This window comes from Nostoc sp., from assembly GCF_036917415.1.
Classification (GTDB): Bacteria; Cyanobacteriota; Cyanobacteriia; order Cyanobacteriales; family Nostocaceae; genus Nostoc.
In genome coordinates, this window is the sequence record NZ_JBALDJ010000117.1 from 39,513 (window position 1) to 54,464 (window position 14,952).

General features: G+C 39.8%; 16 protein-coding genes. 8 read left to right on the forward strand and 8 right to left on the reverse strand.

The genetic code is table 11. The features are described from left to right. Positions 1–67: 67 nt before the first annotated feature. The 8 genes from V7K41_RS28565 (at position 68) to V7K41_RS28600 (ending at position 6,367) form a co-directional block, all read left to right on the forward strand. Positions 68–427: a hypothetical protein gene (locus tag V7K41_RS28565; protein ID WP_334853722.1), complete on the forward strand. Its 360-nt coding sequence runs from the start codon at positions 68–70 to the stop codon at positions 425–427. Between the two features lie 317 nt (positions 428–744). Continuing rightward, positions 745–999 carry an RNA-binding S4 domain-containing protein gene (locus tag V7K41_RS28570; protein WP_104909068.1) on the forward strand — a complete coding sequence of 85 codons (255 nt, stop codon included), beginning with the start codon at positions 745–747 and terminating at the stop codon, positions 997–999. A gap of 47 nt (positions 1,000–1,046) precedes the next feature. Continuing rightward, on the forward strand, positions 1,047–1,463 hold the full coding sequence (gene arfB / locus V7K41_RS28575; RefSeq protein ID WP_334853724.1) for an alternative ribosome rescue aminoacyl-tRNA hydrolase ArfB: 417 nt from the start codon (positions 1,047–1,049) through the stop codon (positions 1,461–1,463). Positions 1,464–1,512: 49 nt separating this feature from the next. Beyond that, complete coding sequence (locus V7K41_RS28580) at positions 1,513–1,689, forward strand: hypothetical protein (protein ID WP_334853726.1); 177 nt, start codon at positions 1,513–1,515, stop codon at positions 1,687–1,689. A gap of 699 nt (positions 1,690–2,388) precedes the next feature. Beyond that, positions 2,389–3,273 (forward strand): lipid kinase, encoded by an 885-nt coding sequence (locus V7K41_RS28585; protein WP_334853728.1) that lies wholly within the window; start codon positions 2,389–2,391, stop codon positions 3,271–3,273. A gap of 117 nt (positions 3,274–3,390) precedes the next feature. Next, positions 3,391–3,996 carry an exopolysaccharide biosynthesis protein gene (locus V7K41_RS28590; RefSeq protein ID WP_334853730.1) on the forward strand — a complete coding sequence of 202 codons (606 nt, stop codon included), beginning with the start codon at positions 3,391–3,393 and terminating at the stop codon, positions 3,994–3,996. 617 nt (positions 3,997–4,613) lie between these two features. Beyond that, positions 4,614–5,171, forward strand: coding sequence for a hypothetical protein (locus V7K41_RS28595; RefSeq protein ID WP_334853731.1), 558 nt, complete (start codon positions 4,614–4,616; stop codon positions 5,169–5,171). A gap of 419 nt (positions 5,172–5,590) precedes the next feature. Next, a complete protein-coding gene (locus tag V7K41_RS28600; protein ID WP_334853733.1) occupies positions 5,591–6,367 on the forward strand; it encodes an SDR family NAD(P)-dependent oxidoreductase in 777 nt (258 codons plus the stop codon). A gap of 108 nt (positions 6,368–6,475) precedes the next feature. Here the strand turns inward: V7K41_RS28600 and V7K41_RS28605 are convergent, their stop codons facing one another. The 8 genes from V7K41_RS28605 to V7K41_RS28640 form a co-directional block, all read right to left on the reverse strand. Next, positions 6,476–7,255 (reverse strand): photosystem II S4 domain protein, encoded by a 780-nt coding sequence (locus V7K41_RS28605; RefSeq protein WP_334853735.1) that lies wholly within the window; start codon positions 7,253–7,255, stop codon positions 6,476–6,478. Positions 7,256–7,343: 88 nt separating this feature from the next. Next, positions 7,344–7,760 (reverse strand): GNAT family N-acetyltransferase, encoded by a 417-nt coding sequence (locus tag V7K41_RS28610; RefSeq protein ID WP_334853737.1) that lies wholly within the window; start codon positions 7,758–7,760, stop codon positions 7,344–7,346. A gap of 111 nt (positions 7,761–7,871) precedes the next feature. Next, a complete protein-coding gene (locus V7K41_RS28615; RefSeq protein WP_334853739.1) occupies positions 7,872–8,378 on the reverse strand; it encodes a hypothetical protein in 507 nt (168 codons plus the stop codon). 238 nt (positions 8,379–8,616) lie between these two features. Beyond that, complete coding sequence (locus tag V7K41_RS28620; RefSeq protein ID WP_334853741.1) at positions 8,617–8,994, reverse strand: hypothetical protein; 378 nt, start codon at positions 8,992–8,994, stop codon at positions 8,617–8,619. Positions 8,995–9,600: 606 nt separating this feature from the next. Continuing rightward, positions 9,601–11,847 (reverse strand): TolC family protein, encoded by a 2,247-nt coding sequence (locus V7K41_RS28625; protein WP_334853742.1) that lies wholly within the window; start codon positions 11,845–11,847, stop codon positions 9,601–9,603. Between the two features lie 103 nt (positions 11,848–11,950). Then, the gene (gene kaiC / locus V7K41_RS28630; protein ID WP_334853744.1) at positions 11,951–13,513 is read right to left on the reverse strand and encodes a circadian clock protein KaiC; all 1,563 of its coding nucleotides are present in this window, start codon (positions 13,511–13,513) and stop codon (positions 11,951–11,953) included. A 77-nt stretch (positions 13,514–13,590) separates the two neighbouring features. Beyond that, entirely contained in the window at positions 13,591–13,905 is a 315-nt protein-coding gene (gene kaiB / locus V7K41_RS28635) for a circadian clock protein KaiB (RefSeq protein WP_334853746.1), read from the reverse strand. A 108-nt stretch (positions 13,906–14,013) separates the two neighbouring features. Continuing rightward, positions 14,014–14,595 carry a KaiA family protein gene (locus V7K41_RS28640; protein ID WP_334853748.1) on the reverse strand — a complete coding sequence of 194 codons (582 nt, stop codon included), beginning with the start codon at positions 14,593–14,595 and terminating at the stop codon, positions 14,014–14,016. Positions 14,596–14,952: the final 357 nt, after the last annotated feature.

Below are 14,952 nucleotides of genomic sequence, written 5' to 3' on the forward strand. Positions count from 1 at the left end.
AGGTAAATACACCACGCAGTAAAGGTACAGCATTGCTGTGCTTCTACTACATATACAGTTCAACTAAATGAAAACTGGTGTAAATTCACATTTATCGGTAAAATTTTTGCGTAAAAGCATAACGTTGTTAAGCGCAGGGCGACACAATGGTATTGTTTGCCGACGCATTGGCATTGTTTGCCAACACAATGCCATTGTTTGCCGACACAATGCCATTGTTTGCCAACGCATTGGCATTGTCAGCCGACGCATTGGCATTGTTTGCCGACGCATTGGCATCGCTGGGTATTGCCAAATTACAGTAGATTTCAAGGAAAGTGAAGTACACAACTATTCATCTGTTACCCAAATATCAAGCAATACGCTTGGGTTAAGGCTAAAAACTAAAACTGGCGTAGTAGTCTGTCAAGAAATAATTGACGAATAAATTTTCTGTAGAGACGGCGATTTATCGCGTCTCTCCAACCGTCAAAATGGGTTTGACAGACCAGTAGGTTAGGTTGAAGAACGTAGACCCGAAGGGGCTTCCCGCAGGGTAAACCAACATTATCAAAGCTTAGTTGGGTAACGTTTACGCTTAACCCAAGCGTATTAATATATCAAAGGTGTTTTACTGCTGAATTCAGCAGTAAATTTGCTACGAATTAATGAAATGCTGTACTTAGCTGATGATGTCGTGTAACAGATTTATCCTTTGGCTTGAGAAGGCCACGATACAATTAAGATTGTGTACATTTATTTACTATGAAGAAAATTAGAGACAACACAATTAAGTTAAATCAATTTTTAAAGTTGATGGGTATAGTGCCAACTGGAGGTCAAGCCAAGCTGATGATTCAAGGTGGCGATGTTCAAGTAAACGGTATGCTGGAAACTCGACGAGGACGGCGACTAGTACCAGGCGATAAAGTGACAATTCAAGGACAGACTTTAGAGGTTAATTTGAACAACAATGAAGACCCAGATATAATGATAGATTTAACCGAACAAACCGAGTAAAGAAAGTTTATCCCAAAGTTACAAGTTTCTCTTTTGCCTTGTAAGTAATGCTGCAAATTTCCCACAAAGTTATTATCCCACAGACTGAGATTGAAATTACTGCGATTCGCTCCCAAGGAGCAGGAGGCCAAAATGTAAATAAGGTTTCTACCGCGATCCACTTGCGCTTCGATATTGCTGCTTCATCATTACCCGATTATTATAAACAACAGCTTTTAAAGCTCAACGATCGACGCATTAACCAAGAAGGAGTAGTTGTAATTAAAGCCCAGGAACACCGAAGCCAAGAGAATAATCGGGAGTCAGCATTGAGACGACTTCAAGAACTCATTCAAAGCGCAGTTGTCGTGACAATCAAACGCAAACCCACTAAACCAACTCGCAGTTCTCAAAGAAAGCGTCTTGACCACAAAAGTCAGCGCGCACAGGTTAAATCTAACAGAAGACAGGTGACAGATTGTTGATTTATCTGTTATTTGTAGAAAACACACGTATTATTCAATATCAAAAAAGATGAATAAAACATTACTAAATATATTGGTGTTTGCGCTTTTAATCTTGTTTATCATCTCTCCCTTTGCCGCTCTTGCTAGTTTAATGCTTGTAGTGTTAGTTGCGGCGTTTTTATTTTTACTAGGGGACACGTTTCAAGCAATTATTGGTGGCGACACTGACCCGAAAAAGTCATAAAAGCAAAATTAAAAATGCAGATAGGGATTTACCCGAAAAAGCCGTTTTTAAGGTGCGATCGCTTTCTTCTTAGACAATTGTCAATCTGTCACAGCATAAGTTGACAGATACAATTGCTTTATCAACCAAAAATTAAACAATTATAATAACGATTTCCTAAAAGGAAAAAGACTTTGAACCTTACTCCTCAACGTTAGTAGGAGAGCTAGTGCGTTGCGGGATTTTCCCCCGTTAAGCAACCAACTAGTGCTGTATTAGATTCAACACAGGAGCGTTACATACAGATTTTTTCAAGTAAATGACGTACATAGGTAAGAGCACAACAATGTTCTGCCTTTACAATAATCTGTACTTCACCAAGTTGCAATCTGCTGTATATGTATCTATTTTAATGAAAAATATCCCTTGTGTTTGGCATAAGAATATTTGAACAACTCGCTATTTTATAACTAAAAACACCTAAAATTTATTTATCTGGGAAGTAATAATTATATTTGCTGAAGATAAACACACTGAGGGCTAGTAGAGCTAAACTAAAAAAAAATAAAAAATAAAAATTAGTAGTCACAATATAATAAGTATTAGGAAAATGAATTGTTGATAACTTTCATAACAGCCTCAACACTTTTTTATAGTCAACATCAAGCAAAATACATAGATGCGGATAATTGGACATATCAACAACAAAAGGTACCACCCATGAGTTCCCGCGCACTGCTGTTAGTAAATCGTCATGCTCGCCAAGGGCAAAAGGGTTTGTCGGAAGCGATTCAATATCTGAAAACACTTGGCTTTGATTTAATTGAGGAGTCTACAGAAGATCCCAAACATCTTGCTGAAGTTATACTTAGCTATAAGCATCAAGTTGACTTGGTAATTATTGGCGGAGGAGATGGTACTCTAAATGCCGCAGTAGATGCTTTAATTGAGACTCAGTTACCTTTGGGAATCTTGCCTCTGGGAACTGCCAACGATCTAGCGAGAACTTTGGAAATCCCAAATTCCCTCAATGAAGCTTGCAAAATTATTGCAGATAGACATTTACAGCGCATCGACTTGGGTTGTGTAAATGACAAGCACTTTTTTAACGTTGCCAGTATGGGATTGAGTGTAAAAATTACCCAACGACTTACCAAAGAAGTTAAGCGCCGTTGGGGAGTATTTGCTTATGCTGCTACTGCATTGCAAGTGATTTTGGAAGCCAGACCTTTTACAGCAGAGATTGCGATCAACGGTGAATTGGTTCGCGTCAAAACAGTGCAAATTGCAGTCGGTAACGGCCGCTATTACGGTGGTGGTATGGCAGTGGCTGACGATGCCACAATAGACGATCAAAGACTAGACCTTTATAGCTTGGAGATTGAACACTGGTGGCAGGTTATATTATTACTACCCGCAATGCGACGAGGGCGACATATACATTGGCAGAGTGTACGCTCCCATCAAGGTCAAGAAATAGAGGTACATACTCGCAAACCTCGCCCTATTAATACAGATGGTGAAATCACTACATACACACCTGCTCTTTTTCGGGTTATACCTAAAGCTATAGCTGTTTTTGTACCCCCCGAAAGCAGGAGTTAGGAGTCATTCAATTTTAAATTTTCCTTCAATCCAAAATCTAAAATTGGCAGAGTTTAGAAGTTATTCTCCCTCGTCTCCCTTTACTACAAAGTGGCAACTCGCATCAACTCACGCCAAATGCATCTGAGATTTTCTCAAGATATAAAGTCCCTATTGCAACGCCTAGCTGAACAACCTCTAACTCTAGGTGATATTCTGACAGAAACCTCAGAACGGGGCTTTAGTCTGGTAATTACATTATTAGTTTTGCCTTTTTTATTTCCTATGCCACCAGGATTAACTGGCCCATTTGGTGGTGCTTGTTTACTGTTGTCAGTGCAAATGGTTTTAGGAAGGCGATCGCCTTGGCTACCGAAAAGAATCGCTAACTACAAATTTCCTCGTTCCTTCGCGCAGTTACTTTTGCAAAATTTGGGACGGCTTACCAAAGTTTTCCAGAAAATCGCCCGTCCCCGATTAGCAAAAATAGCTCATAATCCTTTAGTTTGGCGAATTAATGGGTTTTGTATCTCTTTATTAACAGTATTACTAATATTACCAATTCCGTTTACAAATCCTATCCCTACTATCGGTATTTTACTTTTGACTGTTGCCACCATCGAATCTGACGGTTTATTAATTTGCATCAGCTACGGCATTACTGTCCTAATTACCTTGCTGTTTGGATTTATTGGTTATGCAGTGTGGTTAGCTCCCAGTTTGCTGCCATCGATATTGAAATAATAAAAGCCTCCAGCTTTTGGCTGAGGGCTGTAATTCTTAGGGTGCATCTACCATTTATTAATCCGCTTTATTTATTGCCATATCCGGGAAAAGTATACTTTTGAGCAAATTTATTTTTTCCTGAATAAAAAAGCCTTCAACTAAAAGCTGAAGGCTATGATTTAATTAAGGTGCATCTACCATTTATTAATCCGCTTTATTTATTGTCATATCCGGGTAAATTAGACTTTTAAGCAAATTTATTTTTTGACTGAATAAAAAACCTCAATAATAAAAAAAAGCCCTCAACTAAAAGCTGAAGGCTGTGATTTAATTAAGGTGCATCTACTATTTATATATCCGCTTTAGTTATTGCTATATCAGGAAGGATTGAAAAAAAATGGATAGCTGTGGAATTGATTTTGTTAGCTACAACGGTAGTACTGGCCTCAATGAGGATCGCCTACGGTATTTGACTAGGTAATCATTGACTAACTTCACATTAATTTTACAATTATCCCAATTTTCCTCTGAATATACAAAGTTTCTGTTAATATTGCTGATTCGATATCCGTAATAGTACGAATTTAGTTTATTAGTTGGGTATATGACTATGAAAGTTAGACACACCCAACTGGATGAAGCGATCGCAATTTCTATTAGCCCTTGCTAGTCTTAGTATTGTCGGGGGAAGCTTTTTTCTGAGAACAACTTTTAACAGTACTAGTGAGCCTAAAATTATAACTGATACATCACGCTATAAAGAAATTCGTAATCAACTATGGTCTGATAATGACCAAGTAAAACATTTTCCTAATGAGATTCCCCCTGATGCTAAAGACGTTCGTATTGCTTACTCTCCCCAAATTTTGCAAGGAAGTAGTTTTTTTCAAATTAGGTTAAAAGAGCCACCAAAGAAGATAGAAAAATTACTTTCACAATATAAAAATAGTGCCAAGCACAAATATAGAGGTGGTAACACAAACGACCACATAAATCAACCTAACGGTGTGCCGACAACTTTCTTCTACACTAGTGACTCTCCTACAGAATCTTTTCCAGCTACTTATGAAATATTAGTATTAAATACAGATGACAAAGGTAGACCTGGCTTTAAGTGGAATCATGGAGATAGCTACGGCGTTGCTATTAATAGTTCTAACTCAGAAATTATCTATTGGTCTGAAAAATGGTAATTAGTAATTCAAAATGAATTTGAATCGCCATGAGAAAAATCATTATTTGTGGCATCGGACTTAATAAACTTCTTACATGAATCAAAAGCCCTAATACTAAATTACTCACCCAAAATTAGGAAACGGAGTTGGGGGATCTAGCAAGATACCGCAGGCAAATTTTGCATTTGTGCAAGAGTCTAATAAAAAATACCTATATATATGTCATATAGAAATTTATCTTACTGGTACAGTTAATAGTATTGTGTTCTATTCACATTTTAGGTAAGAAAAAGTTATGATTGGATCAAGCCTTTATTCAGATTTCATAGTACTAAGTGCTGCTTTTACCCTTTTGGATATATCACTTTGGGTAGTTAAAACTTGTAGTCAGCATAGCTAAGATTTATAAGTGCTCAAAAACTATCTGAATATGTAGAATGCCAACTGCTTTAATTACTGGTGCCTCTAGTGGTATTGGTAAAGCCTTTGCTCAAGAACTAGCTGCACGCAAGACAAATCTTGTACTCGTTGCTCGTTCTGAAGACAAACTAAGCCAATTAGCTAAACAACTACAAGAACAACACAACATTCAAGTAGACGTTATAGTACAAGACCTCACAGAACCTAATGCAGCTGCTAGTGTATTTGAAACCACGAAAGCAAAAGGATTAACTATTGACTTATTAATCAACAATGCTGGTTTTGGTTCTTATGGTGATTTTGCTGAAGGGGATGGAGAAAAACAAGTTAAAATCGTACAATTAAACATTTTGGCATTGGTAGATTTAACCCACAAATTTCTACCATTGATGCGGCAACGTCGTTCTGGAAGTATTATTAACGTATCCTCTATTACCGCATTTCAACCGATACCATACCTTTCTGTTTATGCTGCTAGTAAAGCTTTTATTCTCAGCTTTAGTGAAGCGTTATGGGCAGAAAATTATGAGTATGGTGTCCGTATTTTAGTCACTTGTCCAGGGCCAATAGAAACAAACTTTTTTGCAGAAGCTAATTTTCCTCCAGCACTGGCAAGCAGTACAGATAAGGTGTATTCTTCCCAAAAAGTGGTTTTGGAATCTTTAGAGGCTTTAGAAAAAGGCTATCCAACTGTTATTAGCTCTAATAGTAGTACTCAAATTAGAAGCAAATTATCTCGACTTGTACCGCGTAAACTTCTACTGAATATGTTAGCAAAACACTTTAAAGCTTAAGTATTAAGTATATATTTAGGAGTTGAGACGCGATTAATCGCGTCTGTACAATTTATGAGTTTGGAGTTAAATAAACTGGTGTATTTAAAACTCCTCACTCTTCACTTATTACATATACCTTGTTAATTGAACTCGGTAACGCTCTTTTTTTGTAACGGCGATTTCCCCAACTTCTAAACGCCCTTTTGAGCGAATGGCGATTAAGTCGCCTGATTTGACTTGAGAACTAGCTTGGGTAACTTCCTTCCAATTGACGCGGACATCACCAGCATCGATGAAATCAACCATTTTGCTGCGGGACATACCAAAACCAGCAGATGCGATCGCATCTAATCTTAAAGAAGCCTCCACAGTTGTTAATTCTTTTTTCTTGGGTTCCCGAACCTTTAATTCAGTTAGCTCAATCTGCTGAGTTTTCACAGGAACCGATCGCACCTGTTTGAGACTCATTGACAAAAATTCCACCAACTCTGGTGCAACAATCGCCTGCGCCCCTCGTTCTCCTAAGACAATTACATCTCCCGTTTTTTCACGAACAATTCCCGTCCCCAACATTGCGCCTAAAAAGTCGCGGTGAGAAGCGGTATCAAATAGGAAATTACCAGCAATTTCCACAGCTACAAGGCTGACTTGAGATCGATCTAACGGAAGTTCCGAACGAGCGATCGCTATTCTTTGGCGTTCAGCTTGCGGATATCCACCCCACGCCACCAATTGCACTTCTGTTAATCGGTTAAATACCCGTTGAATTTCTGCCAATTCTAGGGGAGATAGAAAATCTGTCAAAACCACTTCCCAAGTTTTGATCGCTTGCTCTGCTTGGTCGATTGCACGAGCTACACTATCTCGATTTTCAACACCTTTTAAAAGTTCTTCTCGTGGCAACATTCTTAAAAATTATGAATTAGTCATTTGTCATTTGTCATTTGTCATTTATCTTTTACCAATGCCCCATGCCCCATTCTCCTCTTTAAAACTATTTTGATTCTAACTTTAATTCCCATTTCAGCAGGTTTTCATCCCTAGCAATTTGTTGCATTCCCAGTTTTTCTAAAATGCGAATCGAGGCAACACGCTCGTCTGGAGAATGAGCGATAATTCTCTTAAGTTCTGGCTGAGTAAAGGTAAAATCGACCAGTGCTTCCACTGCTTCAAAAGCAAATCCCTGCTGGCGATAAGCTGATAGGACTTCATAACCCATTTCTACAGTTCCTGTGCGATCGCGTTTACCACCAAATCCCAAATCACCAATCAGGGTAGAATCAGCAATGTGAATCATTAGCCAGATACCCCAACCCAATTGGGAAGGATCGTCTACTAGCATCTGAGCATACATTGGAAAAAAATCTAGCACTTCAGATGCATACCAATCATCAGGAACCCATACCCCCAAAAGCTTTTCTACTTGGGGTTTATTTATTTCTTGTCACAACGGCTTGTGCCACCTCCAAAGAACAGGGAAGCAACTCAAGTCGCTGTGTCGTGAAGTGTAAACTATGATTCATTACACACTACTTGTGTCGGCATAACCTTGGATATTTTCTGGATCGAACTGACGTAATATTTTGGTTGCTTGGCGAGTGAGAGTTTCAGAACCTTGAACGGCGACTAAATATTTACCTGCATCTAAGCGGTTGCGATAAGGTAAAGCATCACCACCACCTATAAGTAAACCGACTCCGCCACCGACAAACACACCACCCATCGCACCACTAGCAGCACCCAGCAGTCCGCCAACAATGTGATTGCCAACTTCACCCGCCCAGGCAAAAGTATCTAAACCAGTAATGAGGCTGAATGTAAAACCTGCAAAAAAGCCAAATGGTATCAGCCAGGTTGCCATCTGTTTTGCTTGCTTTTTAGCCTGCTCTTGGGGGTCAATTAAGCCAAACTCGTCAGCCGTTTTATACCCCCTTCCCAAAATAGTGCTGTTAATGCCTTCTTTTTCTAAAGCTAAGTAAGCAGCTTCGGCTTGAATGCGGTCTGGTAATACGGCAACAAGGTAATTCATTGATTTTACAATTTGTCTAATAGAAGTTTTGCCTTAATTAACAGCGTATCAGTAGTGGTCAAATCATCTTGCATTGGGTAGGAGTTAGGAGTAGAGACGCGATTAATCGCGTCTCTACAGGAGTTAGCAGTCTTACTCCCCAACACTAGCTCTTAAGGGGCTGTTCTTGTGAGGTCTGTATTAAACTCAACTGCAAACTGCAATCGCACAATTTAGCACAAGTTAAATGTACATCCGATCACTTTAGCGAATCTAGTGGCTCACAAAAATTGTTTACGCCTTGCTTGAGGACATAAATCAAAACTGGTGTTGCCAAAATTTTCGGAAACGTCGGCATTGCTTTTAGATGTTCCATCATCTTTTGAGGTGAAGTATTAAGCAAATCTTCGCGATATTCTTGTTCGCAAATCACCACACGCCATTTTCTCGCCAAGGCATCTAACCACTCGGAATTTGCTCTTTCTGGTTCTTGTCCGGCTCGGATAGCTAGCGTCATCGCCGCATCTTCTAAATCTCCATCACAGTCTTCAATCAAATCCAGCGCTTCCATATCGCTCTTATCATCTGCCAATTGAGAGCGAAACTGTGCAATTTCTTGAGATGTTACTTTAGTCATGAGTCTTTGACAAGGCAAGCGATCGGACACTCAGTTATGTTAGTCCAAATTTGACTATAGCGCTTCTCTGTTAAGTCCAATACAGACCTCACAAAAACAACTCCTTCCCTACGACTTCTGCCTAACCCTCTTTTAATACCATTTCTTTGTGAGGTTGCGCCAAATTTTCTTTCTTCCTTTGTGTCCTTCTCTAACGAGACGCTACGCGAATGCGCCCTATCCTGCGGTCAGCCGATGCAGCGTCTATGCGGTTCGTTTCTGATATAATTTAGCGCATCTTTATACAGAATTAATATAAGACGAGCGGAAAAACTTTTGTTACTGGAAGAAGGGAAGTAAAATTCTCAGCCTAAAATAGTAGCCTATTCTCGATAGACTCTTATCCTTTAGCGATCGCTAAAGAATTTCTCAAAAATCACAATTTACATACTGTCTTTTGGACTAAAAAGCCTCATATTTCCAGTAAATACACTGAATAAATGAGGTTTTTAGCTAGCTTTTTATTAGAAACGCTACTGGACTCTGCGATCCTCTAATAGCAGGTGCAAAGTGCATTACAAAACACAACAGCAGTCAAAAATACTGATTCAGTTGAGTTTCAGCTAATTAGCGGAATGCTCTGAGGGTAACAGACCGTTGTAACTGAGCTAAAGCGCGGTTGTAATTCAAAATTGCTGTGACTCGATTACCTTCAGCTTGTGTGAGGTCATTTTCAGAGTTAATGACATCAGTTTGAGTACCTACACCAGCTTGGAATCGCAAACGTGCTAAACGTAGAGCTTCCCTAGCTTGTTCTAAAGCGGTATTAGCGGTTTGAACATTCTCCAAACTAGATTGCTGGGTAGAATAGGCTTGTTCTACCTGAAAGCGAATTTGATTGCGCTGTTCAGCAAATTGAGTTTCTGCGATCGCAATATTAGCTTCCTGTTGAGATGCTCTTGCTCTTGCTGCTCCTCCATCAAACAAATTTAGGGTTGCCCTAACTCCGAATGAATAACCATCAGTAACGCTGACATGATCGTCGAACTGATCTAGCAGGTCGTAGCTAGCAACCAAACTAACTTGAGGACCCAGTTCTGCAAGAGCTTGTCTACGCTGTTGCTCGTTAATATTACGTTGTGCCAACTGCTGTTGCAGTTCTGGACGATTTTGATAAGCCAACACAATACTTTGTTCTAAAGTTGGGTTCCAAAGACCAGCTAATTGTACAGGGTCAGCGGCACTGATATTTATTGCTTGCGGCAAACTTATCCGAGTTGCTAATTGACGACGGTAAATTGACTGCTGGGATCTAGCATTAGTTAAATTTTGTTGAGCATTTGCTAAATTCACCTGCGATCGCAACACATCAAACCGCGTACCAACCCCAGCTCGCTCTAAAGCTTCTGCATCACGTAAACTAGCCTCAGAGTTCACTACAGCCGACTGACTAATGCGTACTTGTTCATCCCCTTGTTGCAGATTATAGTAGTCAGTGGCAACATTAAAACGGATTGTCTCAGACTGAGTTTCTACAGCCAACTCATAGTAACGTACCTGTTCTTCAGCCGCTCTGACGCTAGCTTGCACTCTCCCAGAAGTATAAAGGTTATATGAAAGTTGTGCTTGACCAGAAAAAGATGTACTGGGTTGGTCTTGGTTAGACAGTAAGCCATTTCGCCCGTTTAATTCGTCCTGAAGCTGACTGCTAGAAGACTGACTGCGAGTCAGATCCGTGCTAACTCCCAGAGTGGGCAATAAAGCAGCTTGCGCTTCGCGTAGAGATGCTCGATTGCGTTCTAGCTCCAATAAAGACACCTGTAAATCCCGATTATTGCGCCGTGCTAGCTCTAGAGCCTGTGCCAAAGTAATTGGTTGATTTTCCTGAAGTCTCACTTCCTCCGCTTTGGTGGGAAATTGTAGGGGATTTGAGTTAGGAATCAGGTTCTCTGGAATTTGTACCCGCCCTGACGGCACAGGAGTTACAGTTGTTGGTACAGTAGCAGGTTGCACCGAACCTCCTGGTAAAGTAGCAGGTTGCACCGAACTCCCTGGCGTCGGAGTTACGGTTGTTGGTACAGTAACAGGTTGCACCGAACCCCCTGGTGCAGGAGTTACGGTTCCTGGCGCAGTGATTAGCGTCGAATCTGCCGGAATCGTGGTATTACTCTGAGCCAAGCGACCAATAGCATTTTGTTGTAAGCAAGTGCTTGAGGTTATTAGCAAATCAGACAAAGAGTCAGTTTTGCTTTTGCTCAACTCCTGTGGACACCTCTGCGCTGACAAAAGTTTTGCTGCTCCTGCACCTGTGGCTGAAGTTTGTAAAAATGTTTGCAACTGAGTAACAGTATTTATCTTTTGAACCACTGGCTGCTGTGTAGAAGACAGGGACAAAATTCCTTTTTGGACAAAAGGGGGTTTTGAAGTGTAGTTGGGAACTACTATCTTCTTTAATTTCTGCCCATCAGCGCTTGAATTACTCTGTTTTTGGTTCTTTTGAACTTGGGAAGAATTAGAGGTAGGTGTCAAACTGAAAAATCTACCTTTGTCTTTCTTAAGTAGTTGTTTTATTGGCACAACAGTATTTTCAGTCGTAAATACTGGAATACTGTTATTACTTAAAGGTTTCATACTAAGTTTAGTAAAACCCAAAGCAGGTACTAGGGTTGGAACACTAACATTTGCACTGTTAGGCAGTTGCCTATTTATGGTGTCCACAACCAAGCCTTGACTATAAGTAGAAGTCAAAACACTAGGAGAAGACGCCAGTTGTACCCCAGTTAGTTTCGCAGTACCAGCCCAAGCAGGCTGAGTTGTTAAGACCGCTGCCGTTACACCAGGTAAGAAGCTATAAAATAATTGCTGTCCTTTCACCGCATCCCTCACACGAAAATCAATCTAGCGGCAGAAAACCTTTCTTCACCACAGAATATAGCACGATACTAAACTTAGGAAAGAATATACTACGATACTAAATTTAGGGTTCGGAACTCTGTTTGTCTTCAAAACGTCTAACAATGCGAGAAAGTTCCGCCTTTTCATCGATACTAACGCGAGTAGGAGCACCGCTGATAATCCGTTCGTAGTTTCGGAAAGAATCTTTGATTTCGGGCCCGTCAGCAGTAATATTATACTCACGAATGCCCTTATCATGCCAAGATCCGCGCATTTTGAATACGTTAATTGCCCGCGACATTTCTCCGCGAATTTCTACGTACTGTAACATCAGAATTGTATCGGTAATCGTGGAAATATGAGAGTCAGTAATCGAATGCGCCCCCAGAAATTGGTCGGTTGTGTTGGTAAAGAAACCAGTAATTTCTTCTTGTTTAGCATAACCTGTCACACCAATAACAAACTGCCGAAATGCATTATTTGTAACTCCTCTAGCTAGTGCTGATAGGGAATCAATAGCAATCCGAGCGGGTTTGAAAATAGCAATTTCTGATTTAATAATTTGTAAGTGGTCTTCTAAACCAGTTGATTCAGGATAGGTACAGATTATTTTGAGTAAACCTTGATCTTCTAATTCTTCAAAATCAATTCCCCAAGAGGAAGCATTACGAGATAGTTGGGCGCGTGATTCTTCATAAGCAAATAATATCGCCTGTTCTCCATTCAGGCAGCCATCTTGAATAAATTTACTTACTAACAGGGTTTTACCAGTACCTGTGGCTCCTGTTGCCAAAATAATTGAATCTTTAAAGAAACCACCACCGCACATTTCATCTAAAGTTTTGACACCAGAAGATACCCTGACATTAGAAGAACGTTGAGTCAAGCGCATTGCTCCGAGTGGGAAGATGTTAACTCCTTCATTAGTAATCGTGAAGGGATATTCGCCTTTCATGTGAGTTGTGCCGCGCAACTTGAGAATTTCAATTGTGCGGCGGCGGCGTTCTCCTTCTAAAGCGTTGCGAACAATTACTACATTATCGGAAACAAATTCTTCGACTCCGAAAGAGGCAACGGGCCCATATTCTTCACTACGTTCAGTGGTAATTAGAGTGGTGACACTCAGTAGTTTGAGACGTGCTACCAGGCGGAAAATTTCGCGTCGCACTACTCCCATCGCTTCATACTGCTGAAATACCGCTGTTATTGAATCGATTGAAACTCGTTTAGCTTTGTATTTGCGGATGGCATATTGTAAGCGCTCAATGAGTGCAGAAAGGTCAAAATTTCCTACAATATCTTGACCTTCTGGGTCGGGAGATGCGTCAAGAATAAACAACTTGCCTTCTTCGATTAAGCGGGGCAAGTTCCAACCAAAAACATGGGCATTTTTAATAATATCACTGGGTGATTCTTCAAACGTAACAAATACTCCTGCTTCATCAAAGTAGGTAATACCGTTATAGAGAAACTGAAGCGAGAATAAGGTTTTGCCTGTGCCGGATGTACCACTAATCAAGGTAGTTCTACCAATTGGTAAACCACCATGACTAATATCGTCAAACCCTTCGATCATCGTCCGAATTTTTTCTACACCTCTAATTCTTTGTGGTTGCTTTAGTTCTACTTGCTCGTTTTCACTCATTGCTCGATCACAAAAGGGTATTAAAACCTGTTTTTTTATTACTAAAGTTGGTACTTAATTTTTTTATGATTAAAATTTTACTCTTCAAAATCTTCTTCACTAAGTTCTTCATAGAGTAAATCCAATCCAATCAATACTCTTTCTCTATCTGAAAGATCCCCAATAATTTTGCGAACGGGTGGAGGCAAAATTTTAGATAATGTTGGTGTTGCCAATATTTTATCTTCTTCCGCCAGTTGCGGACTTTTCAGTACATCGATCACTTTTAAAGCATAAACACCTTCAAACTCCTCTTCTAAAATATCTTTGAGTATTTTTAATGCCCGGACTGAATTCGGGGTATTCCCTGCTACGTAAAGCTTGAGAACGTAGGTTTTTCTGGCTTTATTCATATACTTGATAGCTAGTCATGAGCAGAAAAATACAAGATGTGTTCGCGCATTGGGAGTAATTAACAGCAGTAGCTTGTTCCAAGTGGAACAAACATCGATAAAGTTAATTTATTTAGAAATCGAACTCCTATAGAGTTCGCACAGGTGAGCCAGGACATCTATCAACGTTAAGCGGTAATCAAGTAACGTTTCATTGCTTCTTCCTTCTAATTTTAGCTGGTTAGAAAATTCTTCGATTACCTCCATGTGAATCTCGATTATTTGGGGCACAGGAATATTAGCATAAAATATAGTATTGATAAATTTATCAATTTTCTCTTTGAGTGTTTTGTCTGTAGTAAAATAATCTATAAGAATCAGGCTATAATCTGTTTTAAGCTGTCTTAATAATCCTTGTCTTTGTGCCGGATTCATCTCCTGAAAATGCTGTTGACTTTTTTGCATCTGACTGGCAAATACATAAACGTACTTGCTAGTGTATGCCTTACTTGGATTTAGTGGCGGCCAATTTGGTAAGTGGTTAATTTTTCCAGAGGTCGTTGCAGCAACAGGTAAGTGGCAAAATCGGGTAATAATTGCGTCCATCAATTTCCCCACCCACGTACTCAAACCTTTTAGGTTGGCTAAGTCAACTGGATTATTTAAGCATTTTTTAACATTAGATTGCAGAATCAATATCGGTAATAACATCTATTCTTGAATATATCTCCTCGATCGCCCTGACCAAGAAACGCGGGCTGATAAGTTTGGCTAACGCTTGTAGGGAAATGCTGCGTGTGCAGTAAACTGCTGATTTAATCCCAAAATAACGCTCTATGTGAGCAGATAGTGCTAGGCACTCAATAATCTAGTGGAGCACCTAACTGGTAGAACTTAGTAGGTCTTTGATGATGAGGTATCCGTCGGCATAGCAAGACACAATAATTAACTCATGATTTACATATCTATGTATATAAATAGATAGATTTTTTTATTTTGCTCCTTGATAAGATACTTAAACGAACTTAAAGGATTGTCGTATTCCAAATCATTATAATTCCTCAAGGT

Excerpts from the sequence above, each read along its gene's own strand:
- V7K41_RS28565 (WP_334853722.1), top strand. The coding sequence starts at position 68 with ATGAAAACTGGTGTAAATTCACATTTATCGGTAAAATTTTTGCGTAAA.
- V7K41_RS28570 (WP_104909068.1), top strand. The coding sequence starts at position 745 with ATGAAGAAAATTAGAGACAACACAATTAAGTTAAATCAATTTTTAAAG.
- arfB (WP_334853724.1), top strand. The coding sequence starts at position 1,047 with ATGCTGCAAATTTCCCACAAAGTTATTATCCCACAGACTGAGATTGAA.
- V7K41_RS28580 (WP_334853726.1), top strand. The coding sequence starts at position 1,513 with ATGAATAAAACATTACTAAATATATTGGTGTTTGCGCTTTTAATCTTG.
- V7K41_RS28585 (WP_334853728.1), top strand. The coding sequence starts at position 2,389 with ATGAGTTCCCGCGCACTGCTGTTAGTAAATCGTCATGCTCGCCAAGGG.
- V7K41_RS28590 (WP_334853730.1), top strand. The coding sequence starts at position 3,391 with ATGCATCTGAGATTTTCTCAAGATATAAAGTCCCTATTGCAACGCCTA.
- V7K41_RS28595 (WP_334853731.1), top strand. The coding sequence starts at position 4,614 with ATGAAGCGATCGCAATTTCTATTAGCCCTTGCTAGTCTTAGTATTGTC.
- V7K41_RS28600 (WP_334853733.1), top strand. The coding sequence starts at position 5,591 with ATGCCAACTGCTTTAATTACTGGTGCCTCTAGTGGTATTGGTAAAGCC.
- V7K41_RS28605 (WP_334853735.1), bottom strand. The coding sequence starts at position 7,255 with ATGTTGCCACGAGAAGAACTTTTAAAAGGTGTTGAAAATCGAGATAGT.
- V7K41_RS28615 (WP_334853739.1), bottom strand. The coding sequence starts at position 8,378 with ATGAATTACCTTGTTGCCGTATTACCAGACCGCATTCAAGCCGAAGCT.
- V7K41_RS28620 (WP_334853741.1), bottom strand. The coding sequence starts at position 8,994 with ATGACTAAAGTAACATCTCAAGAAATTGCACAGTTTCGCTCTCAATTG.
- kaiC (WP_334853744.1), bottom strand. The coding sequence starts at position 13,513 with ATGAGTGAAAACGAGCAAGTAGAACTAAAGCAACCACAAAGAATTAGA.
- kaiB (WP_334853746.1), bottom strand. The coding sequence starts at position 13,905 with ATGAATAAAGCCAGAAAAACCTACGTTCTCAAGCTTTACGTAGCAGGG.
- V7K41_RS28640 (WP_334853748.1), bottom strand. The coding sequence starts at position 14,595 with ATGTTATTACCGATATTGATTCTGCAATCTAATGTTAAAAAATGCTTA.